At 35.6% G+C, this 24,166-nt stretch carries 19 protein-coding genes; 2 read left to right on the top strand and 17 right to left on the bottom strand.

Annotated features, from left to right (window positions below):
- Positions 1–32 precede the first annotated feature (32 nt).
- Positions 33–1,850, bottom strand: coding sequence for a leucine-rich repeat domain-containing protein (locus tag DVK85_RS07075; RefSeq protein WP_114677776.1), 1,818 nt, complete (start codon positions 1,848–1,850; stop codon positions 33–35).
- A 138-nt stretch (positions 1,851–1,988) separates the two neighbouring features.
- Here DVK85_RS07075 and DVK85_RS07070 point away from each other — a divergent pair, with 138 nt between their 5' ends.
- A complete protein-coding gene (locus DVK85_RS07070; protein WP_114677775.1) occupies positions 1,989–2,768 on the top strand; it encodes an alpha/beta fold hydrolase in 780 nt (259 codons plus the stop codon).
- Between the two features lie 24 nt (positions 2,769–2,792).
- Here the strand turns inward: DVK85_RS07070 and DVK85_RS07065 are convergent, their stop codons facing one another.
- The 10 genes from DVK85_RS07065 to DVK85_RS07020 form a co-directional block, all read right to left on the bottom strand.
- Positions 2,793–3,113 carry a hypothetical protein gene (locus tag DVK85_RS07065; RefSeq protein WP_114677774.1) on the bottom strand — a complete coding sequence of 107 codons (321 nt, stop codon included), beginning with the start codon at positions 3,111–3,113 and terminating at the stop codon, positions 2,793–2,795.
- Positions 3,114–3,176: 63 nt separating this feature from the next.
- Positions 3,177–3,554, bottom strand: a complete 378-nt coding sequence (locus DVK85_RS07060; RefSeq protein ID WP_114677773.1) for a hypothetical protein — start codon at positions 3,552–3,554, stop codon at positions 3,177–3,179.
- A 107-nt stretch (positions 3,555–3,661) separates the two neighbouring features.
- On the bottom strand, positions 3,662–4,366 hold the full coding sequence (locus DVK85_RS07055; protein ID WP_114677772.1) for a putative periplasmic lipoprotein: 705 nt from the start codon (positions 4,364–4,366) through the stop codon (positions 3,662–3,664).
- A gap of 79 nt (positions 4,367–4,445) precedes the next feature.
- Complete coding sequence (locus DVK85_RS07050; RefSeq protein WP_114677771.1) at positions 4,446–5,123, bottom strand: hypothetical protein; 678 nt, start codon at positions 5,121–5,123, stop codon at positions 4,446–4,448.
- Between the two features lie 168 nt (positions 5,124–5,291).
- Entirely contained in the window at positions 5,292–8,063 is a 2,772-nt protein-coding gene (locus tag DVK85_RS07045; RefSeq protein WP_114677770.1) for a PD-(D/E)XK nuclease family protein, read from the bottom strand.
- Between the two features lie 112 nt (positions 8,064–8,175).
- Positions 8,176–8,568: a hypothetical protein gene (locus DVK85_RS07040; RefSeq protein ID WP_127960568.1), complete on the bottom strand. Its 393-nt coding sequence runs from the start codon at positions 8,566–8,568 to the stop codon at positions 8,176–8,178.
- 207 nt (positions 8,569–8,775) lie between these two features.
- Positions 8,776–10,170 (bottom strand): OmpA family protein, encoded by a 1,395-nt coding sequence (locus tag DVK85_RS07035; RefSeq protein ID WP_114677768.1) that lies wholly within the window; start codon positions 10,168–10,170, stop codon positions 8,776–8,778.
- 112 nt (positions 10,171–10,282) lie between these two features.
- A complete protein-coding gene (kbl, locus tag DVK85_RS07030; protein WP_114677767.1) occupies positions 10,283–11,476 on the bottom strand; it encodes a glycine C-acetyltransferase in 1,194 nt (397 codons plus the stop codon).
- Between the two features lie 141 nt (positions 11,477–11,617).
- Positions 11,618–11,947: a four helix bundle protein gene (locus tag DVK85_RS07025; protein WP_240339602.1), complete on the bottom strand. Its 330-nt coding sequence runs from the start codon at positions 11,945–11,947 to the stop codon at positions 11,618–11,620.
- A 58-nt stretch (positions 11,948–12,005) separates the two neighbouring features.
- Positions 12,006–15,146: a UvrD-helicase domain-containing protein gene (locus DVK85_RS07020; protein ID WP_114677766.1), complete on the bottom strand. Its 3,141-nt coding sequence runs from the start codon at positions 15,144–15,146 to the stop codon at positions 12,006–12,008.
- Positions 15,147–15,267: 121 nt separating this feature from the next.
- On the opposite strand from DVK85_RS07020, the gene DVK85_RS07015 reads away from it, so the two are divergent.
- Positions 15,268–15,876: a superoxide dismutase gene (locus DVK85_RS07015; protein ID WP_114677765.1), complete on the top strand. Its 609-nt coding sequence runs from the start codon at positions 15,268–15,270 to the stop codon at positions 15,874–15,876.
- 1,194 nt (positions 15,877–17,070) lie between these two features.
- On the opposite strand, the gene DVK85_RS07010 is transcribed toward DVK85_RS07015, so the two are convergent.
- The 6 genes from DVK85_RS07010 to DVK85_RS06985 all read right to left on the bottom strand — a co-directional run bounded on the left by DVK85_RS07010 (position 17,071) and on the right by DVK85_RS06985 (position 24,155).
- Positions 17,071–17,946, bottom strand: a complete 876-nt coding sequence (locus DVK85_RS07010; RefSeq protein ID WP_114677764.1) for a cation diffusion facilitator family transporter — start codon at positions 17,944–17,946, stop codon at positions 17,071–17,073.
- 456 nt (positions 17,947–18,402) lie between these two features.
- Positions 18,403–20,301, bottom strand: a complete 1,899-nt coding sequence (locus tag DVK85_RS07005) for an amidophosphoribosyltransferase (protein WP_114677763.1) — start codon at positions 20,299–20,301, stop codon at positions 18,403–18,405.
- Positions 20,302–20,371: 70 nt separating this feature from the next.
- On the bottom strand, positions 20,372–21,304 hold the full coding sequence (locus DVK85_RS07000) for a PfkB family carbohydrate kinase (protein ID WP_114677762.1): 933 nt from the start codon (positions 21,302–21,304) through the stop codon (positions 20,372–20,374).
- A gap of 117 nt (positions 21,305–21,421) precedes the next feature.
- Positions 21,422–21,763 (bottom strand): hypothetical protein, encoded by a 342-nt coding sequence (locus DVK85_RS06995; RefSeq protein WP_114677761.1) that lies wholly within the window; start codon positions 21,761–21,763, stop codon positions 21,422–21,424.
- Between the two features lie 465 nt (positions 21,764–22,228).
- Positions 22,229–23,659: a pyruvate kinase gene (gene pyk, locus DVK85_RS06990; RefSeq protein ID WP_114677760.1), complete on the bottom strand. Its 1,431-nt coding sequence runs from the start codon at positions 23,657–23,659 to the stop codon at positions 22,229–22,231.
- A 4-nt stretch (positions 23,660–23,663) separates the two neighbouring features.
- Positions 23,664–24,155 carry an IPExxxVDY family protein gene (locus DVK85_RS06985; protein WP_114677759.1) on the bottom strand — a complete coding sequence of 164 codons (492 nt, stop codon included), beginning with the start codon at positions 24,153–24,155 and terminating at the stop codon, positions 23,664–23,666.
- Positions 24,156–24,166 lie beyond the last annotated feature (11 nt).

The following is a 24,166-nucleotide window of genomic DNA, read 5'->3' as shown; positions in this document are numbered from 1 at the left end:
TTTATTTTGTCATGCTGAACTTATCAGAAAAATTATTCTTTAATAAACTTTTTAGTAACTGTTCCTTTCTCAGTTTCTATTTGAAGGATATACAAACCTTTTTGTAAACCTGATACATTTATGTTGTTACCTGTAGTTGCCATAATTTCTTTTCCTTGAATATCAAAAATGTTAACCTGCTGTATAGCTGTAGTAGTGTTTTCTTTTATGCACAAAACATCCTGTACAGGATTTGGATATACTTCAATATCTGATTCTAAACTATCTGTTTCAGTTCCTAAAATCATTCCGTTAAAACTGCCAAAATTTTTCCATACTGGAGCTATATAATAAGCCGACTCACGACCCTCAGGTACAAACAGAGGTATTTGAGAAACATCTACATTCTGAAAAGCATTTGAAGCTATCGTTGGTGGATTCCATCTATGTACAGTTACAGATGTTAAACCCATACAACTCCAAAATGCATTTCCTCCAATACTAGTTATACTTTGAGGTATATCTACAGATGTTAAACCCGTACAACCTGAGAATGCTCTATTTCCAATAGTGAGTACACCCTCTGGTATAAACATAGATGTTAAATTTTCACAGTATTGAAAAGCATAATCACCAATACTATTTAAGCTTTCCGGCAAGCTTACAGATGTTAGACCAAGACAAGAACTAAATGCTGAGTCTCCAATAGACGTTACATTTTCAGGAATAGTTATAGATGTTAAGTTTCCACAACCTGAGAATGCGGCCCCTCCAATAATAGTTGTACTTTGAGGTATATCTATAAATGTTAAGTTTCCACAACCCGAAACAGCATTACTACCAATAGTACTTAAGTTTTCAGGAAAAATTATAGATGTTAAACTAATACAGCTAGAAAACACAAAATTATTGATAACAGTAACACCATCTGGCACAACTATAGACACTAAACTTATACAATGAGAAAACGCAGCACTCCCTATATTAGTTACATCTTCCGGGAGATTTATAGATGTTAAACTTTCGCAGTATGAAAACGCTCTACTTCCAATATCGGTCAAACTCTCAGGTAAATTTATATCCGATAAACTTGTACAATTTAAAAACGCACTATCTCCAATAGTAGTAACACTCTGTGACATAATTACAGATGTTATGTTGCTACATTTTTCAAAAGCATTATTTCCAATACTAGTAATATTCTCCGGTATAATTATGGATGTTAAACCTGTACAGTTATAAAATGTATTCTCTTCAATACTGGTAATTGAGCTAGGCAAACTTACAGATGTTAAACTAGTACAGTTAGAAAATGCGCGATTTCCAATAGTCGTAGTACCTTCTGGCACAACCAAAAATGTTAGACTTGTACAATCTGAGAATGCTCTATTTCCTATACTGATCACACCTTCCGGTATAAATATAGATGTTAAACTTTCACATTGTAAAAATGCTCCATATTCAATACTCGTCAAACCTTCAGGCAAAATCACGGAGGTCAAACTAGTACAATTATAAAAAAGATAACCTATACTAGTTACTCCATCAGGTATAACTATAGAAGTTAACCCCGAACAAGCTAAAAAAGCCCCATCTGCAATAGTAGTTATACTTTCAGGCATATCGATAGATAGTAAGTCATGACAGTAAGAAAATGCCGAAGAACCAATACCTGTTACATTATAAGTAACATCCGCATTAGTAACTGTGCCAGGTATAATTATATCTCCAATATATCCGCCTTCCTTAGAGGTTACCTCTACAGTAGTCGCATCAATTATATTATAGGCTATACCATCTTGAATGAAATCCTCTGCTTTTACAATAGTTACACTCAAAAAAGCAATAAATAATAGTAATGTTTGTTTCATTTTTTTGATTGAATATGTGTTTATTTAAATAAGTGGCAAACATATAAAAACATATTTAATATTTAGTTTAAATATTTAACCTTGTCTCTATTATAAAGAAGGTTTAATTTTGCAGTAATACTTTAATAAACTCTAAACTTGCAACTCGCTTACAAAAACACAACCATCAACTATACCGATACAGGTAAAGGCACCGCCGTAGTGCTACTACATGGCTTTCTAGAAAACCAAACCATGTGGAATGCCTTTGTACCCGAACTCAGCAAAAAACACCGCGTTATAACCCTCGATCTGTTGGGTCATGGGCAAACGGGCTGCATTGGCTACATCCACAGTATGGAAGACATGGCAGATACCGTACATGCCGTGTTGCAAGAACTACGCATCCGTAAAGTAATACTAGTGGGGCACTCTATGGGCGGTTATGTGGCGTTAGCTTTTGGCGAGCTATACCCCGATATGGTAAAAGGTATCGTACTACAAAACTCTACCGCACGCCCCGACAGCGACGAGCGTAAAAAGAACCGCGACCGTGCTATACAAGCCGTAAAGCGCGACCACACCAGCTTTGTGCGCCTTGCTATAGCCAATCTATTTAGTGAAGAAAACAGAGAGCGACTGCTCCCCGAAATTGAAGCACTACGCAGCCAAGCACTTAAAACACCTGTGCAAGGTATTGTAGCAGCCCTCGAAGGGATGAAAGTGCGCAACGACCGCGAAGTACTACTGCATTTTGGTCCTTATCCTATTATGCTAGTATTGGGCAAAAAAGACCAAGGGTTGCCCTATGACGAACACGCCAACCAAGTAGAAGGCACTAACGTAACCCTAGTTACTTACCTCGACGGACACATGAGCCATATAGAAAACCGCGACGATTACTTAAAGCAACTATTACAGTTTATTAAGCAGTGTTAGCTTAGTACTCTCTTTGCAAAATTTTTATTCAATTAAGCATTTTTCAAATACTTTATCACAGTATTCTATTTCTTTTTGCATAATAGAGTAAGCTTCTTCACATGCAGCATCATATTCATCTTTTGAAATAGAATCTGCTTTACGTTTATTAGCGGCTTTTTCCACAACTTGTGAATATGCATTTTGTAAAGGCTTAATACATTCCATGTACTGTGTCATACAGAGAGAATCTTCTTGCTTCGAAGTTGCCTTTTCATCAAGGATAACTGTTTTTTCTTTCTTATCAGAGCATGAATACAATGACAGTAAAGAAATCCCTAACAGAAGTAATAGTAATTTTTTCATAAATGTTGGATGTATATGAGTTATTTAAAAAAGGCAGGTTTAAACCTGCCTTTTTTAAATCTATTACTGTTTTTCTAGAATAATATAAAAACCATTGTCAAATTTATCAAGTACACTCCCTTCAATATTAACTAATAATGATGACAGCTTTATCTTGTTTTTCCCTGCATCAGAAACAGAAAATTTCACATTATCCCCCTCCATAGTTAAACTAAGTATATTATCTCGATATACCCATGTTCCTTTTTTAGTTGGTTTACCATTAGGACAAATACTCTTCTGTGAAAATGTATCTCCAATATCAAATGTGTATAAAACCCCATAAGTACCTTCTTCACAATCAACTACGATATCTTTCAGAGATACCCTATTAACTTTCCCTTCTTGTATCACCTCCCATCGTCCAATTATATCATCTTCTTCTACTATTGATTTATTCATTGAGCAACTAAAAAATGTCACTGACAAAATAAGTAGTATCAAAATTTTCCTCATAATAACTTGTAGTTTTAATTAGTAAGAGTAAATATCTACCCTGTTTAATTTTTTTATGCCGCTTCACAACATGACTTAAAATGCATTGCACACATTTTAACAGACCTATCTCTACTATAATAAGCTTTTTCTATAGTACGGTGATATTCTAGATAATTACCCACATCATAGCTCCCTCCTCCATTAATAAAGCTTTGACTCGCTTGCTGCATAGCAGCTCCATATTCACTGTTGGCTATACCTACACAATTATTATATGTCTTTACACACCCACTACAAAGAGTAGGTATAGGTTGCAACTCATCCAATATAGGGGCTAGTACATTCGGTGCAGCACCAGCTAAGTATTTATAAAAACTATAATTAGCCTGTATTGCTGCAATACCTAATGCTACTACATCTTCATGTTTATCTACCGCCTCTTGATAGTTCAGAAAACCTGTTTGTGTAATATTACTCTGAATCCAACCAAGCATTTTGTTTCCTAAATCCATTTCACTATCAGGAATATCATAACCTAATTTATCATAAAAAGCAACTCTTGCAGTATCATAATCAATATAACTTTGAGAATTTATCATATCGATATAGAGTTGTTTTAAAACAGAATCAACTGATGCACTTTTTAGCATTAATTGTTCTTGGTTTACTGAATTTGTAATTATAGACGTATCATCGTACGTAACAGATTCTTGTATGTCGTTTGAACATGATGTTAGGGAAATAACGCCTAGCAGAAATAAAAATATTTTTTTCATAATTTGTTGGATTTTAAATAATTGTGTAGTCTTTATTTTAAAAAATTTAATACCATCATAATGTTGGTATTAAATCTGATTATGCATCTGTACAGCAATCATCCATAGTTTCATGACACTTTCTATCCCCCTTAATTCTTTGTAAATCAGCTTCTGCACAAATAACAGAATAACTTTTATTAGAGATATATCCCCCTTTATGTAAACCAACCGCAAGTTCAATAAGTCCTGTATAATTATCATTCACTGCTTTGGAGCAAACTAAAAATTGAGCATAACATTCTTTACACGAAGAAATAACAGGTCTTACTTCTTCAATTACAATTAACAATGTACCCGGAGTAGTTCCTGCTAAATAGTCATGAAAATTGTAGTTCGCATTAAGCTCAATAGCAGATAAAGTTTCTACATTATCCCATTTATCCTCTGCTTCCTGATAGTTTAAAAAACCTGTTTGTGTAATGTTATTTTGAACCCAGCCTAACATTTTATTGCTTGAGTCCATCTCGCTATCAGGAATAGTAGTACCCAGTTTATCATTAAAAGCAACTATGGCATTATCAAAATCGATATAGCTTTGAGAGTTTACCCTGTCGATATACAATTGTTTTAAAACAGGGTCAGCCGATGCACTTTTTAACATCATAGAACTGTTTGCTTCTACAGACGCTTCATTAAACGTTACCGATTCTTCTGTGTCATTAGAACATGACGCTAGGACAAAAATCCCGAATAGGGATAAAAGTAATTTTTTCATTAATGTTGGATTAAAATGTTTAGTGCCTACCTTCAATATTTATTGTCATTGTGTCGGCTATTCGTGACATTCTTATAGCTATAAGTAATTCAAAAATAAAAATTTTATTAATAACGTAAACTTTTTAACGTTATTATTTTGTTATCACGAAAAATTATCGCTTATCATTTATACAACCTCTGTAAAAGGAGTGTCTTTATCAAAAATATCATTAATCAGTACCACTAATTGTGCTTTAAAATCACTGAGTATAGCTTGGTCTATAACTTCGGTGCTAGGTGCGCCCTTGCCATCACCCTCTTTAAAACAGAAATTCATAAACCCGCTTTTCATATTTTTAAACGATATGATACCCACTTCCATCTCCATACCATTGGTGTGCGGTTCATACATAAATGCATACGATAATAGCTGTATTATCTTTTCATTTTTAATCTCGGTAGTAAGTCCGTCCCATGTTTTTAATACTAAATTGTATTTATCTACTTTTCCTGTTTTATAGTCTACAATCCTAATTTTACCATTGCGCTGTTCTACACGGTCTATATTCCCTGCTATTTTTACCGCAAAGGGCAAGCGGTCATCTTCTAGCCAACGCTCATAGGTTTGTTCTAGCGCCAATACTTTTACCGCATCGTCATTTTTAAGGCTTTGCTTTTCCTGCTTTAGTAAGTTGTGCACATTTCGCTTAGCAACTTCAAAAGCCAAAAGATTGCGTCCCTTTTTGATTTCACCCTCTTTATACTCGGCTACAAACTGTCGCATTACTTCCTCATCTGCAAGAGCAACCATTGCATCAATATCTTGCACAGCAAGAAACTTATTAATATATGGCTTATAAAGTTCCTCTAGCGCACCGTGTATAATAGTACCTAGCGTGTTAAGCGCAATACTCTCTTCCACCTCATCTACTTCATAAATGCGGAGTACCCGCTGATAGTAAAACTGCATAGGGTTACGAATATACCCAGTTAATGCCGATGGCGAAAAGCCTTTGCCTGTTGCTATCTCCTTAATACGTTCTTGTACTTTAACCGACTTGGGCACTACCATAGGCTCATAAGCCTTTTTAGGTAAATTGGCATTATACAACACCGTTTTTAGGTTATGGTTTGGCTTTTTCTCTATTTCTAGTTGGGTTAAAAAACGGCTTCGTTCTCCTGCATCTAGCCCCTCGCTTTCGGTATTATACAGCAAGTAAACATTTTTGGCACGCATCAATAAATGATAAAAGTGGTAGCTATATATAGCATCTTTTTCTTTATAAGTAGGTAAGCCAAGTTCGCGCTTTACATCATAGGGTATAAACGAATTTTGGGTTTTTCCTGCTGGGAATTTCCCTTCGTTCATCGAAGTAATTATTACATTTTCAAAATCAAGTACACGACTTTCTAGCACCCCCATTACTTGAAGTCCCGATAGTGGCTCGCCCTCAAACGACACCTCGGCAAGATCGACAACTTGTTTGTACACCGATTGTAGTATCGTTAAATTGCTCATTTGTGGGTGCTGTTCATAGTAATTAATCAGTTTATTAATCACCTTGAATATAGAGTATAGGAATGCTTTGGTTATTTTGTCCTCTTCTTCATCGTTACTTAAAAACGACTTTAACATAACCAGAATGCTCGACAGCCTTTGTAGCACGTCGCCCGTATCAATATCCCATCGTTCAAATAATAGTTTAAACAACTCAGACGGTTCGCCTTGTATCTCAAACAATTTATTAAGCGAGAAGAAAGTAATATTGTTTTTATTGATAGTCTCTACCAGTTTTGATGCCCCTAAGTAAGGCGCTACCAATGGGTGATTCAATACATCTAATACCTCACGATAGTAGAGTGTATAACTTGTTTGGCTTCGGTTCAATGCATTGGTATGCATTTTAAAAAGTTTCTGTACTAATATCTGCGCAGGATTGTTCCTACTACTATACCCCATAGTTATATTAAGCGCACCCACACTATTGGGCAGGCTGTACAGCATGGGCACAAGCATATTCTCTTCGCCCAGTACCAGTGCTGTTTTATCTAGCGTTTGTCCGCTTTGCTGTATCCCCTCTACTATTTTTCCTGCTATTTTTGCCTGTCCTACGGTTTTTGGCGTACCTATTATTTGTATGTTTTTGGCTTCGCTAAACGCATCGCTTATCCACTCAAAAGGTTGTACAGTAAACTGTTTCCACTCTTTTTGAAAGCGACGAATAAATAAGCCTGCATCATGGTAAGGGTCATTCAGGAAAGTGCGGTCGATATCCCAATATACACTTGCTTTCCCATCGGTCATTAATTGCTGTATAATATACTCTTCGGCTGCATTAAGCGCATTAAAACCTGCAAATAGGAGCTGATCTTTTGTAAACGATTCCGAGAAGTGGGTAATATTACCCACCGCCTCTTTGTAAATAAGCCCCTGATAACCCGCACCTTTTTGAATAAGATGATTATACAGCGTTTCATAATACTTCGGTAGTAGTGCCCAAAACTCCAAATAATTCTTTATCATATCGGTTTGGTTCTCCAAGTCGAGCGACCAGTGCTTGATATCTTCAATATCTTTCAGGTACGAGAATACATGAGCAGGAGGTAGCAGGTAACGGTCTATTTCGTTAAAATCCTGCAACAATGTTTTTGCCCAATTGGCAAACGTTTCAAAGGGTTGTTGTTTTTCTTTTGGCGTAAGCTCTAGGTATATGGTATAAAACTCAAACAGCAGTTCTATAGTATCTATACTACGGATGCCAGCAACATCTTGTATAAAATCCTCTATACTAATAATCTCTGGTGCAAATACCGTAGCATCGAGCTGTCTTTTTAATGCCTCTATTAAAAATATTCTTGCCCGTTTATTGGGCAATACAATAGTAATACCCGAAAGCGAGTTGCCATAATTAGCTATTATCTCTGTACTTAATTTATCAAGAAACGTTTGCTGTGCCATGCTATAAATATAAAAAAAATGCCTCTGTATTAGGGAGGCATTCTTTATAATAATTTGAGTTTTGCTTTTTAAATATAAATAATCAAATATATAAGCTGAATATTAAAACACATTAATTGTAATGTATTTGCTCTACTTGTAACAACTTAACCTCACCCTTTTCGTTACTAAAGACATAAATATAACTACTACCAAAAGAAGGTCTTTCTGAATACTTATAAACACGACTCTTAATTGTATAAAATATCTCAGCAAAGAAAGTATCATCCTTCTCTTGAGAAAAGAAGATATTGACTTTACCACGCTTTCTTTTATTGAGGCTTAGTAACTCTTCATCTGTTTCAAAAACAGAAGGTTGATTAATCAGAGATATTGATAATGACATATCGAACCACATACCTAATTCCTCAAAAAATAAAATTTCTTCAGAAACTACATAGTTTTTATTATTTACATGAAACGATTGGTATTCTTCAGATTCTAAAATAAATCCTAGCGCTTTCACATATTTTTGATTTGATTCACTTATGATATTTCCTTCTTGAGAATGGCAATCAATTGAAATAAATACTAATAATATTGCTAACACGAAACATTTCATATCTGTTATCTTTTACTTTCCAAATTACAGTCAGTCAACACAAACATAACAAAAAAATGCCTCCACGATGGGAGGCATTCTTCTCTTTATTTTAGAAAGTAGGTTTACTTATTACTTGATAAGTTTAACTTCTACTCTTCTGTTTTGTGCTTTACCAGCTTTAGTTTTGTTTGAAGCAATTGGCATTGTTTCACCAAAACCTGTAGACATCAATCTGTCTTTAGCAATTCCGTTCTCAACAAGGAAGTTAAGTACAGCAGCAGCTCTGTTTTCAGAAAGCTCTTGGTTAAGTTGGTTACTACCATCGCTATCTGTATGTCCTTCTATGCTAAATCTTGCATGTGGGTATTCTTTGAATATCTCTTTCATACTTTGAAGTACAGGAATAGTTTCATCTTTGAAAGAAGATTTACCACTGTTGAAAAGGATTGTTCTAGCATACTCGTTAAGTTGTTTCATAACATCGTCAGAAACTTCTGGACAACCACGGTTAGCTTTAGTACCTGGTACTTCTGGGCAAAGATCATCTTTGTCTAATACTCCATCTTTATCAGCATCTGGCCATGGGCATCCGCCGTTAGCTCTAGGACCTGCAACTGTAGGACAGTTATCTTCAGCATCAGTTATACCATCAGCATCTGTATCAGGACATCCTTTCATGCTTGCAAGACCTGCAACTTCTGGACAGTTGTCTTCTTTGTCAATTATACCGTCGCCATCTGTATCAGGACAACCTTGAAATTCAGGAAGACCAACTATGTTAGGACAGTTGTCATCTTTATCAGCAATACCATCACCGTCTGTATCAGGACAACCTTGGAACTGAGGAAGACCAGCTTCTGTAGGACATAAGTCATCTTTATCATAGATACCATCTTTATCAGTATCTTTTCCTCCAAATTTGAAAGTTATACCTGCAAAATGCTGAATGTGTCTTGGCACGTTAGCTTCTGCTTGGTCTTCAAATGTATGCTTGTATATAGATCGTAATGAAAGACCTACGTTTTTACCAAACCAAAATGTTACTCCAGCACCTCCATTTAATGTACCATTACCTTTATTGTCTAACCAAGTATAACCACCACCTAAGTTAAGGCTAGGATCGAACCAGCTAGTACCAATCATATCCATAAAGCTATAACGGATGTTAGCATCTGCAGCATAGTAAGTAAGATCGCCAGGATTGCTTACACTATAATCTGATGTACCAGGCTCACGAGACACTAACTTATCTATTTGATTTACAGATCCTGTAAGATCTACAGAGAAGTTATTACCTACATTTCTTGATAATGTTAGATAAGAAACTGAAGGTATAATATTCCAGTTTTCTTTTGCTTTAAAAAAGCCACCAAACTGGTCGCCAAAATCTGATGCAGCACCAAAACGGTTACTTACTGCATTGGCACCAAAGGAAATGGCCCAAGGATTGTTATCGTCCTGCGCATTGGCATTTAGTCCCAATACCATAAGGGCAGCAACGAATAGTTTGTTAAGATGTTTCATACTTTTTTCTTTTAATTACAAATAGGTTATATCAGGAACAAATTTACTCCCTTAAAAGATAATGGCAAAACGATTTATTAAAAATTATCTTACTAAACGGCTTAAATTGTAGTTAAATAATCGTTAATGCCTTCCCAACTTCTGTAAATGAGGCTATTGCCTTATCTAAATGAGCCTGCGTATGGGCTGCCGAAAGCTGCACTCTAATACGTGCTTTATCCTTAGGAACAACAGGAAAAAAGAACCCTATTACATAAATTCCTTTCTTCAATAACTCGTCTGCCATCGTCTGCGAAAGTTTAGCATCATACAACATTACGGGTACAATAGCCGAGTCGCCATCTATAATATCAAAACCTGCTTTTTTCATACCTTCTTTAAAATAGTTGGTATTCCACTCTAGTTTATCTCTTAATGAAGTGTCTTTTTCTAACAGCTCAAACACCTTAATAGATGCACCAACTATAGCAGGGGCAAGCGAGTTAGAGAAAAGGTAAGGTCTAGAGCGTTGTCTTAGTATCTCTATAACTTCTTTTTTGGCTGTTGTATAACCTCCCATAGCGCCACCAAGTGCTTTACCTAGTGTACCTGTTATAATATCTACACGCCCCATAACACCTTTAGCCTCTAGCGTACCTTTACCTGTAGCACCTATAAAACCTGCGGCATGGCACTCATCTACCATTACAAGTGCATCATACTTATCGGCAAGGTCGCATATTTTGTCTAATGGCGCTACAAGCCCATCCATAGAGAAAACCCCATCGGTAACAATGATTTTAAAACGTCTGTTTTCTTCATTGGCTTTTATAAGCTGTTGTTCTAGCTCTTCCATGTTGTTATTCGCATAACGGTAACGTGCTGCTTTACAAAGGCGCACCCCATCTATAATAGAGGCATGGTTAAGACTATCAGATATTATAGCGTCTTCGGCACCAAGTAATGGCTCAAAAACACCACCATTAGCATCAAAAGCTGCTGCATACAGTATAGTATCTTCTGTACCGTAGAAATTAGCTATTTTTTGCTCTAGTTCTTTATGAATATCCTGCGTACCGCAAATGAAACGTACTGACGACATACCGAAACCATGGGTATCCATAGCATCTTTAGCTGCTTGTACTACTTCTGGGTGCGATGATAACCCTAAATAGTTGTTGGCACAAAAGTTTAATACTTTACTACCATCAGTAAGTGTTATCTCGGCATCTTGTGGCGATGCGATAATGCGCTCTTTTTTATACAGTCCGTTTTCTTTTATCGTTTCTAGCTCCTCAGCCAAATACTCTTTAATTTTTCCGTACATATTATTATATAGTTTGTTTGTTGTTCTTATTAGTTTTCAGTCGCAGTGCTCAGTCTCAGTTGACAGTCTCAGTTGACAGTTCCTCTAATTCCTTTTAAAAGTCTTTAAATTAAATTTTACACCCAAATTTCTCAGGATTGTTTATCTTATAATTTTTCCTACTTCTGCATTCTTTGTAGTTAAATCTATATAAGTTTCATTATTTATATAATTACACTTGAGAGCAAATTCAAGCCAAACATTTGTTTCAGAGTTTTCGGCATCACAATCTGTCAACTTGCTTATAAAATGGTTCACATAACGTCTTTTTCTATATGCCTCGGCAAAGTTAGCGCATACACTACGTGATGAACGCCTTATTTGATCGGTAAGAGAATATTTTTCTTCAACAGGGAATGATTTAGAGATATGAAAAACCTCCATCGATATTTCAAATGCTTTCTTATACCCTATTAATTCCCTAAAATCCATAGTTATTATTTATGAACTGCATTTTTGACTGAGACTATTTACTGTGACTGTAAACTTTTTACACGGGCAAATTTACTACATTTATTTCCGCTCCTATATATACAAGCGTTTTTTTAGCGACTTGTAAGCCCATTTGTTGTAACGCTGACTGGTAACCATCTAATTGCTTTTCATATTTAGCCTGATGTGCTCCTGTTTTATAATCTAACAAGTAAGCTTTACCATTACTCACTGTTACCCTATCGGGTTTTATAGTTTGCATACCTAACCCTATAATACGCTGCTCGTTATACACTGTAGCATCGGGTATAAAAAATACGGATAAATCAGGGTGATTTACTATTTCATTTAGCGTATGAGTTACTTCTTCGTTTTGTCCTTGTGTTATAAGTCCCGACTCTACTGCTTTTGTTACCGCTAGCGGTATATCATCGGGTGTTTTTACAAAAGCCAATATTTCGTGCATTACATTACCAAAAGCTATTGCTTTTAGCTGAGTACTACCCCACATAAGGGCTTCGCGCTGCGCTATTTTTACCGCTTGTGGATTTAGGCGTTGTTGTACCACTTGTATAGTAGGCTGTTGTTGTGTTTCTTCATCAGGGACAGAAAGGCGTTTGGGATTACCAAACTCATATTCATTTTTATCGTCAGCATACACTCCTTTGTTTTGCAGGTATTGTATAAAGAAAGACGACATATTATCGGTAAGCTCGCCATTGGCTTTAATGTTCCGCGCCGATATTATATACAACTGCTCTTCGGCACGGGTAAGCGCCACATATAGTATATTAATATTGTCTAATAATTCTTCTTGCTCCTTAATAGTATAGAGTGCTGCGCCACGCTCGCCATAATCGGCTACACTTTTATTACGATCTATTAATGCTTTTTCAATCCCAAATGTTTCATCTTCTAGCTCTAGCCACATTTTGCTACGTGGTGCGCGGGCATAATCTTCTTCGGCAAAAGGGAATATCACTACGGGAAATTCTAACCCCTTAGCCTTATGTATGGTCATGATGCGCACGGCATCATTACCTTCGGGTGATGGTATGCTAAATTTAGACCCGTTAGCATCCCAATAGGTTAAAAAATCGGCAATACCTGACTGCGTACGGATGTCGCGCTCTAATACCAAATCCAAGAAATATTGTACATAACTCTGGTTGGCTTTTTCTTTTATAAAAGCATCTACTATAGTTTCTACCGCTTCATACAACGATTTTTTTCGGCATCCTTTAAAAGAGATATGTATATCATAACCGCTTAACCATTTTTCTAAAGCTTCCTCTGTGGGCTGCTCCATTCCTTCGGCTATAAAATGGTGTATGCCCTCGCCCATTTGTCGAGTATTTGCCACGAAGTATAAAAAGTGTGCTTTTGCCTCTTTGTTGTCATTACTTTTTAAGTAGCGCAATAGGTTTAATATCAACTTTACTTCGGTAGCATTTTCTATCAATAACGTTTCAGATGATAGTATAGGGATACCCTGCTCTGTAAGATAGTTAGCAAGCTGCACACCTGGTTGGCGTTTTCGCGTAAGCAGCACTATATCTTTATACATAAAGCCTTGCGCTTTTACCTTTTGTATGGTATCAAGCGTGGCTTCTAGGTAAAGGTCATCTCGGTTTGGGGCATCTTCATCAGTGGTATCAACTTCGGGAACAAAGGCAACGTTCGCATAACCACCTTGCTTAGGGTTATGTTTCTGCTTACTGTTACGATACATATTAGTATAATCTTCATTTTGAAATATACCTGACAGCATCGAAAAGAAATCGTTATTAAAATCGATAATAGTACTATAGCTCCTAAAGTTAGTTTCTAGATCTACAACCTGCTTATCGGGGTTAGCAAATGGATTAAAGCCTTTACTCAAGTCGATAAACTGCTCTGCCTTACCACCACGCCATCGGTATATAGATTGTTTTGGGTCGCCCACTAGCATTAGCGAACCTTTTACACCCATATCTTCAGATGAAAGCGCATTGTCTATAAGTGGTATTAGGTTTTGCCATTGCATTTGGCTGGTATCTTGAAACTCATCTATAAAAAAGTGTCGGTATCGCTCACCCAGTCGCTCATATATAAAAGGTGCGGGCTGGTTTTGTATTTCTTTATGTATTATGGCATTAAACTCAGATATCGAAAGTACATTTTGGTCTTTTTGAATGCGCTCCAATTCCTGCCCTATCGAGTTAAGCAACGATAGTGGCGTGATGTTTTTAAGGAACGCCTCATAAAAGTTTTTCTTCTCGTAGTTATTATATACTTCTTGCAACGTTGCTAGTAGTTGCGGTATTATCGCTTCTATAGCATCGCGGTCTTTTGCTGTTTTATTTATCTTTATATCCTCTGCTTCGCGATATTTTTTGTGGGTAGATTTTAACTCTCCCTTTATTATGTATCCTATATGTTTTGGGAAATACTGCCCTGAAAACGATTTTGGGTCTATACCTGCATCTTGCAACATAGCATTGAGGTTATTACCCAATGTTACACACTCGGCATCAAGATGTTCTACTGCTTTTTGCAATTTTTCTTTTACCGTTATAAACTCGTCTATTGTTTTTTCTTTAAACTGGTTCAGTTCATTACGGTTGTTTTCATTTATAAGGAGTTTACCTGTTTCAAAAAGCTCATAGGTAACATCCCAACTTTTATCATTATCGGTTTTATCTAACGAGAAATCGACAAGCAAGTTGGTTAACTGTTCGTTTTCGCCCGCTTTGGCAATAATAGCATCTACAGCCTCTTTAAGTAAATTTTCGGTTTCAAGCGAAACATCAAACGACACCGAGAGATTAAGGTCATGCGCAAAAGCTCGAATAACTTTGTGAGTAAACCTGTCTATAGTAGAGATATCAAACGAGGCATAATTGTGTATAATATTCTTTATTATTGCCTTCGATTTATCTTTTATTGTAGCTATAAATAGTCCTGTTTCTTGAGCTAAAACTTTCATTAATGCTGCGCCTTTCTCTGTAGGATCATCTTTAGAAAAATCCGAAAGGTTAAAAATTATTCGCCCCTTCATCTCCTCTACCGCTTTATTGGTAAACGTTATGGCGAGTATTTTTCGGTAAGCATCGTTGGCACCAGCAAGCAATACTATCTTTAAGTACTCTTTTACAAGCATATAGGTTTTCCCTGACCCTGCCGAAGCATTATATATAGAAAATGTAGTTTTAGTCACCTTAATTTGTACTATTTAATATTAAGTAAGAGAAATTATAACAAAATCTTATTTCTTTTTAAAGCATAAATCTCTAAATTTGGATTAAAATTAATACTAATCTTTTAAATCCACACATATCATGGCATTTGAATTACCAAAACTTCCTTATGCATATGATGCTCTTGAGCCTCATATTGATGCACGCACTATGGAAATACACCATACAAAACACCATAATGGTTATACTACTAACCTAAATAATGCTATAGAAGGTACTGACCTTGAAGGTAAAACTATAGAAAATATCCTTATAAACTTAGATATGGCTAACAAAGCCGTAAGAAATAACGGTGGTGGTTTTTATAACCACAGCCTTTTTTGGCAAGTAATGTCGCCAAACGGTGGCGGACGACCAACAGGTGACCTAGAAGAAGCTATTGAAAAAGCTTTCGGTACATTTGAGGAGTTTAAAGCAACATTTGCCAAAGCTGCTGCTACACAGTTTGGGTCTGGATGGGCTTGGCTTTGTGTACATAAAGGTGGTAAGGTAGATGTATGTGCTACTCCTAACCAAGACAACCCATTAATGCCAGAAGTTGGCTGCGGTGGTACACCTATATTAGGTCTTGATGTATGGGAACATGCTTATTACCTAAACTACCAAAACAAACGTCCTGATTATATAGAGGCTTTCTTTAATGTTATTAACTGGGAAGAAGTAGCAAGACGCTATGCAATGGAAAAATAAGCAAGACTTATAGTAGATATAAAAACGGGTGTCAAAAACAGGCATCCGTTTTTTTATACCATTTATAAAAAAAAGAAGCGGAAAACTGAGTTTCCGCTTCCGCCCCCAAAAAATACCGTAAAAATTAATTTACTATATTATTCAGTACAAATTTAAATTATTATAAGCTATAACACAATTAATTATTTAAAATATTAATCACAAAATTTAATATTCAAATAAAAATATTCTTTTTTTTGTTAAAAAAAGAAGCAAAACGTTAAGCTGTAACAAAATACTTGCTCTTTAAGCAAAGAGTGCAAAGAATTTAGACTTAACTATAGTGCATAAAAAAAAGCGAAAACTATATAGTTTTCGCTTTTTGCCCCCAAAATACCGTAAAATCAATTTACTATTGCTATTTCACTGACAAACATACAACAACAACACACCTCAGTACAAACCGTATAGACGAACGCAATAAAAAAATCGTTTAAATACACACTTTTTACTCAAAATACCTATTAATGGGTAGTTATAAAAGGCATTTGATATATGTAGTCCCTAAAAATTAAGCACAAAAAAAAGCGAAAACTATATAGTTTTCGCTTTTTGCCCCCAAAATACCGTAAAATTAATTTACTATTGCTATTTCACTGACAAACATACAACAACAGTCCCCCTCAATACAAACCGTTTAGACAAACAGAATGAAAAAATCGTTTAAATACACTTTTTACACCCAAAACACCTGTTAATCAGTAACTATAAAGATCATAAACTACATATTACCCAAAAAAATTAGACATAAAAAAAAGCGAAAACTATATAGTTTTCGCTTTTTGCCCCCAAAATACCGTAATAATTAATTTACTATTGCTATTTCACTGACAAACATACAACAACAGTACTCCTCGTTACAAACCGTATAGATAAACAGAATAAAAAAATCGTTTAAATGCACTTTTTCACACTAAATACCTGCTAATCAGTAACTATAAAGGATATTGATTATATAGCTCAAAAAATTAAGCACAAAAAAAAGCGATAACTATATAGTTGTCGCTTTTTGCCCCCAAAATACCGTAATAATTAATTTACTATTGCTATTTCATTGACAAACATACAACAACAGTACTGCTCAATACAAACCATTTAGACAAACAGAATGAAAAATCGATTAAATACACTATTTACCATTTTTGTACTCAAACATCAATAGCTATCTGGCTCTATATGAATAAGAATATTACCAAATTCAGGAAATTCGAGCCTTAGCCTATCCTGAAGGTTATGCGCCAGCTCATGCCCGTGCTTTACTGTAATAGTACCATCTACAACAGCATGAAGATCTATATGATATTGCATACCTGCTTTGCGCACATAGCACTTCTCTGTAGTTACTATACCCTCTACTTTTACAGCTACTTCTCTTATATTAGCTATAACATCGTCATATAAATGTTCATCCATTATTTCGCCCAGTGCTGGTCTAAATATTTTATAGGCATTATATAGTATAAAACCCGAAGCAAACAGTGCTGCCCAGTCATCGGCAGCTTCATACCCCTCTCCAAATATTACAGCTATAGTAATACCTATAAATGCCGCTACCGATGTTATAGCATCGCTACGATGGTGCCATGCATCTGCTTTTAGCGACGAACTGTTAGACTGTATTGCTTTTTGCATTACTATTCTAAACGATAGCTCTTTCCAGATAATAAGTGCTCCAAGAAAAAAAAGTGTCCATGGTTTAGGTGGTGCATGCGGAATGCCTATGTTTTCAATACTCTCATGAGCAATAAGCATAGCCGATGCTATTAAAAACCCAACTACAATAAATGTTATAAGTGGTTCTGCACGCCCATGCCCATACGGATGATTTTCATCGGCAGGTCTACTAGCATATTTTAAACCAAATAATACCAAAAGTGAAGAAAAAATATCGGTAGCCGATTCTATAGCATCGGCTATTAATGCATACGAATTACCAAAAACACCTACTATTGCTTTTATAACTGCCAATGCAGCATTAGTGGCTATACTAAAATAAGTGGCTCTAACGGCTGTTTGGTGATTTTTATTCATACCGCAAAAGTATAAATTACTTTACAGACGAACTCATAATTTAAAGAAGGTTTACTACCGGTATAGTACCAATATAAAACAAGAAAGCAGAAACCAAGGTTTCTGCTTTCTATCCCCAAAAATATCGTAAAAATTAATTTTTACTTGCTATTTGATTACAAAGATAAACTATGTACCACTACACTACAAACCTATAGTAATAAAAATCATAAAAAAAAGTTAAAGAAAGTTATTAAATTGTTACAAAAATATCATTATACAGATGGTAATGATATTAAATAGCTAATAATAAAACGCTTAAACAAAAGAAAGCGAAAACTGTATAGTTTTCGCTTTCTCGCCCCCAAATACCATAAAATTAAATTACTAATGCTATTTGTATTAAATATATAAACATTTTTAACATACAATAAACATTATAGATGAAATGCATTAAAAACCGATGAAATGCATTATTTAGTATGCGCGGGCATCATTACCTTCATAAAAATTGATAAATGCACGATTTACAACTCTATTACCACCTGGTGTAGGGTAATCGCCTGTAAAATACCAGTCCCCTAAGTTATCAGGACAAGCTTTGTGCAAGTTATCAACGCTTTGAAATATTACTTTTACATCTGCTTTTACATCTTCTGTCTTTAGCAGCTCTGCTATTTTGTCTGAAATTTCTTCATCTGTAAAAGGAGCATAAAACTCTCTTACATAATTTACCACATCAATATCGGGCGTGTTCTCTTGTGCTTTCGACTTTTTATATACTTCATCAACAATATCTTCGGTACCACGCTCTTTATGAAGTGCCAGCGCTGCCTGAAATGCCACCAAACCTTCTAGTTTTGCCATATCTATACCATAACAGTCAGGATAACGTATTTGCGGAGCAGATGACACTACTACAATACGTTTCGGGTTTAACCTATCCATCATTTTTATGATACTCATTTTTAATGTAGTACCACGCACAATACTATCATCTATAATAACAAGATTATCCTCTGGCTTTATCACACCATAGGTAACGTCATACACGTGTGCTACAAGATCATCACGACTACTATCTTCTGTAATAAAAGTACGTAGTTTGGCATCTTTAATAGCTACCTTCTCGGTACGTATTTTTACTGACAATAACTCTTTTAGGGTTTCCTCAGTAAGGGTTTCTCTATTTTCTAGTATATGGTTGTTCTTCCTGTCATTCAAGAAATCTTGAGCTGCCTCTACCATCCCAAAGAAAGACGTTTCGGCAGTATTAGGTATATAACTAAACACACTATTATCAGTATCATTATCAATAGCTTTAAGCACTTGTGGTAATACTAATTTACCTAGCTCTTTACGCTCTTTATATATTTCGGCATCACTACCTCTAGAAAAGTAAATACGCTCAAAAGAACATGCTTTTTTACCTACAGAGGGTATAATTTCTCGTATAGATACTTCGCCATCTTTTTTAATGATAATAGCATGACCTGGTTCAAGTTCTTTTACCTCTTCAAACGGTACATTAAATGTAGTTTGAATTACAGGACGCTCTGATGCTACTACGGCAATCTCATCATCTTCATAATAATATGCTGGACGAATACCCGCAGGGTCGCGAAATACAAAACTATCGCCATGACCAAAAAGTCCTGCCATAGCATAACCACCATCCCATTGCTTAGAAGCACGTCTTAATATGCGTGCTACATCTAGCCTTTCAGATATTACAGGCGATGCCTCTTCTTTGCTTAATCCTTCATTTTTACAATCTTGGTATAACTCACCAACCTCATCATCAAGAAAATGACCTATTTTCTCCATTACCGTTACTGTATCGGCAAGTTCTTTAGGGTGCTGCCCTAGCTCTACTAAACTTTCAAAAAGTTCTTTAACATTAGTCATGTTAAAGTTACCCGCCACAATAAGGTTACGGTGCATCCAGTTGTTTTGCCTCAAAAACGGGTGAACGCTCTCTATACTGTTTTTACCAAAAGTACCATAACGCACGTGCCCTAAATAAACCTCGCCCACATAAGGCACTTGGCTTTTCATTAAGGCAGTATCCTCATTATACTCTGGGTGTGCAGTAAGCTCTTCGCTTATCCTTTCGTTTATTTGTTTAAAAATGTCTTGTATAGGTTGTTGCTGGTTAGAGCGCACACGGCTTATGTAGCGTTGCCCAGGTTTAACATCCATTTTAATACTAGCAAAACCGGCACCATCTTGCCCACGGTTGTGCTGCTTTTCCATTAGCAAATACATTTTTTGTATGCCATAAAAAGCAGAACCGTATTTTTGTTTATAAAAATCTAAAGGCTTTTTTAGCCTTAAAAGCGCAATACCGCATTCGTGTTTAATAGCGTCGCTCATAAATTTATCCCTTCGTTGTTGTGTTGTTGTATATTAAAAAAAGCCCCACAATGAGGCCTTAGTTTTTTTATTATTCATCGCCCAGCGATATATCAAACTGGGTTAGTGCTTTAAACTGTTCTAAACGGTCGAGCACTTCTTCTTTAGTAAGATCTACCATCCGTTCTGTACCAAATTTCTCTACACAAAACGAAGCCATGTTAGAACCGTATATAATGGCATTTTTCATGTTCTCGAAAGAGATGTTTTCGCTTTGGGTAATATACCCTGCAAACCCTCCTGCAAAGGTATCACCTGCCCCTGTAGGGTCAAACACTTCTTCGAGTGGTAATGCTGGCGCAAAGAATACTTCTTTATCATGGAACAATAACGCTCCGTGTTCTCCTTTTTTAATCACTACATATTCTGGACCCATTGTGCGTATTTTGGCTGCTGCCTTTACTAATGAGTATTCTCCAGAAAGCTGACGTGCCTCTTCATCATTTATGGTAATAACATCTACCCTTTTTATTACTTCTAATAACTCAGGTAGTGCGCAGTCCATCCAAAAGTTCATAGTATCTAGTACTACAAGTTTTGGTTGTTTTTCCATTTGGTCTAATACACTTATTTGTACCATTGGGTGCAGGTTGCCTAGCAATACTACATCGGCATCTTTATAATGCTGTGGTACTACTGGTTTAAAATCGGCAAGTACATTAAGTTGTGTATCTAAGGTATCGCGCGAGTTAAGGTCGTTATGGTAACGTCCGCTCCAAAAAAACGTTTTACCGCCTTTTACCACTTCAAGTCCTGTAACATCTATATTTCTATCTGTAAGTAAGTCAATGTATTCCTGCGGAAAATCTTCGCCTACTACCGATACTATTGCCTGTTGTAGTTTAAAAAATGATGCCGAAAGCCCTATGTAAGTGCCCGCTCCTCCTAAAATTTTATCTGTTTTTCCAAAAGGTGTTTCTATAGCATCAAAAGCTACTGTACCTACAATCAGTAATTTATTCATAATATGGGTTGAAAATTGAAGCTGCAAAGATACTTGATAAGTTACAAACTACAAAACGAATACCTTTTATTGGCAATAGTTAAAACAAGTATTAAAGAAGGGGTATTTTGATAATATTTAATTCAGCGTTTTGCCTGTTCTCATTTTATATGCTCTCTCATGAATTTCTATATCTCCTATCCACTCCCCCCTTTCCCTGAGAATTAAAAACACTGCTCCATCTGCCCTAGCTATAAATAGAAAATAATTCGCAACATCATATTTTGGATCATCAGTTTCTGGTTCATCTTCATGACGAACCATTTTAACTCTCCAAATTTGTTCCCTATTAATCAGTGTTGCAGTTAAAGATTCATACTCATTAAAGTCAATATCTAAATCCTTAAAATGTCTAGAAAAATAAGAACAGGCTATGATTTTGGCATCTGTTTCATTGTCAACAAGATTATATGCTCTCATAAACTTAGATTCATAATCAATGTTATAAAGCAAGTCTATATGATCATAATACCTCTGGGTTCTACAACTTGAAAAAAATATGATGATGATTATAAAGAAGAAATTATATTTGGACAGGAACCTTTTCACTGATAATATATTATTTAAAAGCAGACTTTAAAAAGTAAAGTCTTTCAATAAAAGTTATTTCTTATTCGCTTTTATAATTATCCTTACTACTAAATAAGCTAGATATATAAACCCAATAATTAATAGTAGCACGACAAATTGCCATATAAATAACCCTATGCTAAAATCGTTTTGTAACTCCATGTTTTAAATATATAAAATATTTTACACACAAAGAAAACCATAAGCCCGTAAGACAACAATACTCAACAATGGGTATTTTACTAGTTAATAAAAATAAAAACAGCCACCCATAAAAGGCGGCTGCTTTGCAATAAAATATTTAACTAACTCAATCTATTCAATTTCGCTAACACGTAGTGTGTTTACCATACCTTTATCTACTACTGGCATTGCTGCAAGGTTTATAAGCATATCGCCTTTTTCTACAAAGCCTTTTTCTTTAGCTATAGCATTTACGTCTTCTACTGTATCATCTGTACTACGGAACTCATCATAATAAAAAGCATTAACCCCCCATAGTAAGCTAAGTTGCGATAATATTGTTTTATTAGATGTAAATACTAATATATCAGCTTGTGGTCGCCATGCCGATATTTGAAATGCTGTATAACCACTATTAGTAAGTGTACTAATAGCTTTTGCGTTAATTGCATTTGCCATTTGTGCCGCGTGATAACAAATAGATTTTGTTATAAAACGTTTAGTACGCACTTGCGGAGTATCTTGTGGTACTTGTATTAGCGGAGAATCTTCTACCGCTTCAATAATTTGTGTCATTTTCTCTATTACCTGCACTGGGTAATTACCTACAGATGTTTCTCCAGATAACATTACCGCATCGGCACCATCCATAACAGAGTTAGCCACATCATTCACCTCTGCCCTTGTTGGGGTAAGGCTAGTAATCATGGTTTCCATCATTTGAGTAGCAATAATTACTGGTATACGTGCCGTTTTAGCGCGGTGTACTAGTTTCTTTTGAATAAGTGGTACTTCTTGCGCAGGAACTTCTACACCAAGGTCGCCCCTAGCCACCATAAGTGCATCACAAAAAGCAACAATTTTATCAATATTTTCTACTGCTTCTGGCTTTTCTATCTTAGCAATAATCGGAATTTTATGATCAGAGTGTTCTGCAATAAGGTCTTGCAGCTCTTCAAGGTCTTTAGATGTTCTTACAAAAGAAAGTGCTATCCAGTCTACCTTTTCTTTTATTGCAAATATAGCATCCTTAATATCTTTTTGGGTAAGTGCTGGCAACGACAGTTTTGTGTTAGGCAAGTTTACCCCTTTTTTAGATTTTAAAGGACCTCCTTGTATTACTACTGCTTTTACCTCTGTTTCTCTATTTGTTTCTAATACTTCAAAAATAAGTTTACCATCATCAAGCAATACCCTTTCGCCTGGGTTTACATCTCTAGGAAACTCTTTATAGTTCATGTACACCTTATCAGCAGTACCAGGTACATCTTCGGCTGTTTGAAAAGTAACAATATCGCCAGGAGCTACTACTACATCTTCTTTCATTACCCCAACGCGCAGTTTAGGACCCTGCAAGTCGCCAAGTATAGAGGTATTGTAACCAAACTCTTCGTTAAGACCTCTTATTATTTGTATACGCTCGGTTACATCAGTATAATCGGCATGCGAAAAGTTAATCCTGAATACATTTACACCAGCATCAATCATTTGCTTGATTGTTTCTTTAGTGCTACAGGCGGGGCCTAATGTGGCTACAATTTTGGTTTTCTTTCTTGTTGGCATTCTATTAAAAAATTAAATTGTTTTTAGATTTGAGTTTATTGTGTTCTATTGTGTAGGCTGTAGTAATATGCTTTATACCTAATAATTTATTAATCAAGGTACTGGGCATAAAAAAGGAGGGCTTATTTTCTACCTTAAGTATATAATCTACCTTCTTTAGTTCGGGCAGCAAATGGCTGCTTGTTGTTATATCAATTTCGGCTTCGCTAAATAATGATATTGGCACATTTTTTTGTTGTGCAACAGTTGTACTGCTTTTATTCTGTATAAGATTCCAAGTAATATCAGTATCGGCATCTTCAAAAATAAACCTAGAAAAACAGCTTTCTGCTTTGGCAGATTTTACACTTATATCTTTACGGCTTTTTTCGAGCAGTAAGTGCAAATTTTGGTTTATAAAATAGGCAAGCCTATAATCTTCTATAGAAGAGTGTATGGCAATCAATTCATAATCAATAGTTACAAAATCGTCGATTTGTAGTTTGTGAATAGCCATTTTACATCCAA

The organism is Flavobacterium arcticum, assembly GCF_003344925.1.
Lineage (GTDB): Bacteria > Bacteroidota > Bacteroidia > Flavobacteriales > Flavobacteriaceae > Flavobacterium > Flavobacterium arcticum.
This window is presented reverse-complemented; position numbering and strand designations above follow the sequence as displayed.

Bases quoted from the DNA above. Each gene is read 5' to 3' on its own strand.
- DVK85_RS07075 (WP_114677776.1), bottom strand. From the start codon at position 1,850: ATGAAACAAACATTACTATTATTTATTGCTTTTTTGAGTGTAACTATT.
- DVK85_RS07065 (WP_114677774.1), bottom strand. From the start codon at position 3,113: ATGAAAAAATTACTATTACTTCTGTTAGGGATTTCTTTACTGTCATTG.
- DVK85_RS07060 (WP_114677773.1), bottom strand. From the start codon at position 3,554: ATGAATAAATCAATAGTAGAAGAAGATGATATAATTGGACGATGGGAG.
- DVK85_RS07055 (WP_114677772.1), bottom strand. From the start codon at position 4,366: ATGAAAAAAATATTTTTATTTCTGCTAGGCGTTATTTCCCTAACATCA.
- DVK85_RS07050 (WP_114677771.1), bottom strand. From the start codon at position 5,123: ATGAAAAAATTACTTTTATCCCTATTCGGGATTTTTGTCCTAGCGTCA.
- DVK85_RS07045 (WP_114677770.1), bottom strand. From the start codon at position 8,063: ATGGCACAGCAAACGTTTCTTGATAAATTAAGTACAGAGATAATAGCT.
- DVK85_RS07035 (WP_114677768.1), bottom strand. From the start codon at position 10,170: ATGAAACATCTTAACAAACTATTCGTTGCTGCCCTTATGGTATTGGGA.
- kbl (WP_114677767.1), bottom strand. From the start codon at position 11,476: ATGTACGGAAAAATTAAAGAGTATTTGGCTGAGGAGCTAGAAACGATA.
- DVK85_RS07025 (WP_240339602.1), bottom strand. From the start codon at position 11,947: ATGGATTTTAGGGAATTAATAGGGTATAAGAAAGCATTTGAAATATCG.
- DVK85_RS07015 (WP_114677765.1), top strand. From the start codon at position 15,268: ATGGCATTTGAATTACCAAAACTTCCTTATGCATATGATGCTCTTGAG.
- DVK85_RS07010 (WP_114677764.1), bottom strand. From the start codon at position 17,946: ATGAATAAAAATCACCAAACAGCCGTTAGAGCCACTTATTTTAGTATA.
- DVK85_RS07005 (WP_114677763.1), bottom strand. From the start codon at position 20,301: ATGAGCGACGCTATTAAACACGAATGCGGTATTGCGCTTTTAAGGCTA.
- DVK85_RS07000 (WP_114677762.1), bottom strand. From the start codon at position 21,304: ATGAATAAATTACTGATTGTAGGTACAGTAGCTTTTGATGCTATAGAA.
- DVK85_RS06995 (WP_114677761.1), bottom strand. From the start codon at position 21,763: ATGAGAGCATATAATCTTGTTGACAATGAAACAGATGCCAAAATCATA.
- pyk (WP_114677760.1), bottom strand. From the start codon at position 23,659: ATGCCAACAAGAAAGAAAACCAAAATTGTAGCCACATTAGGCCCCGCC.
- DVK85_RS06985 (WP_114677759.1), bottom strand. From the start codon at position 24,155: ATGGCTATTCACAAACTACAAATCGACGATTTTGTAACTATTGATTAT.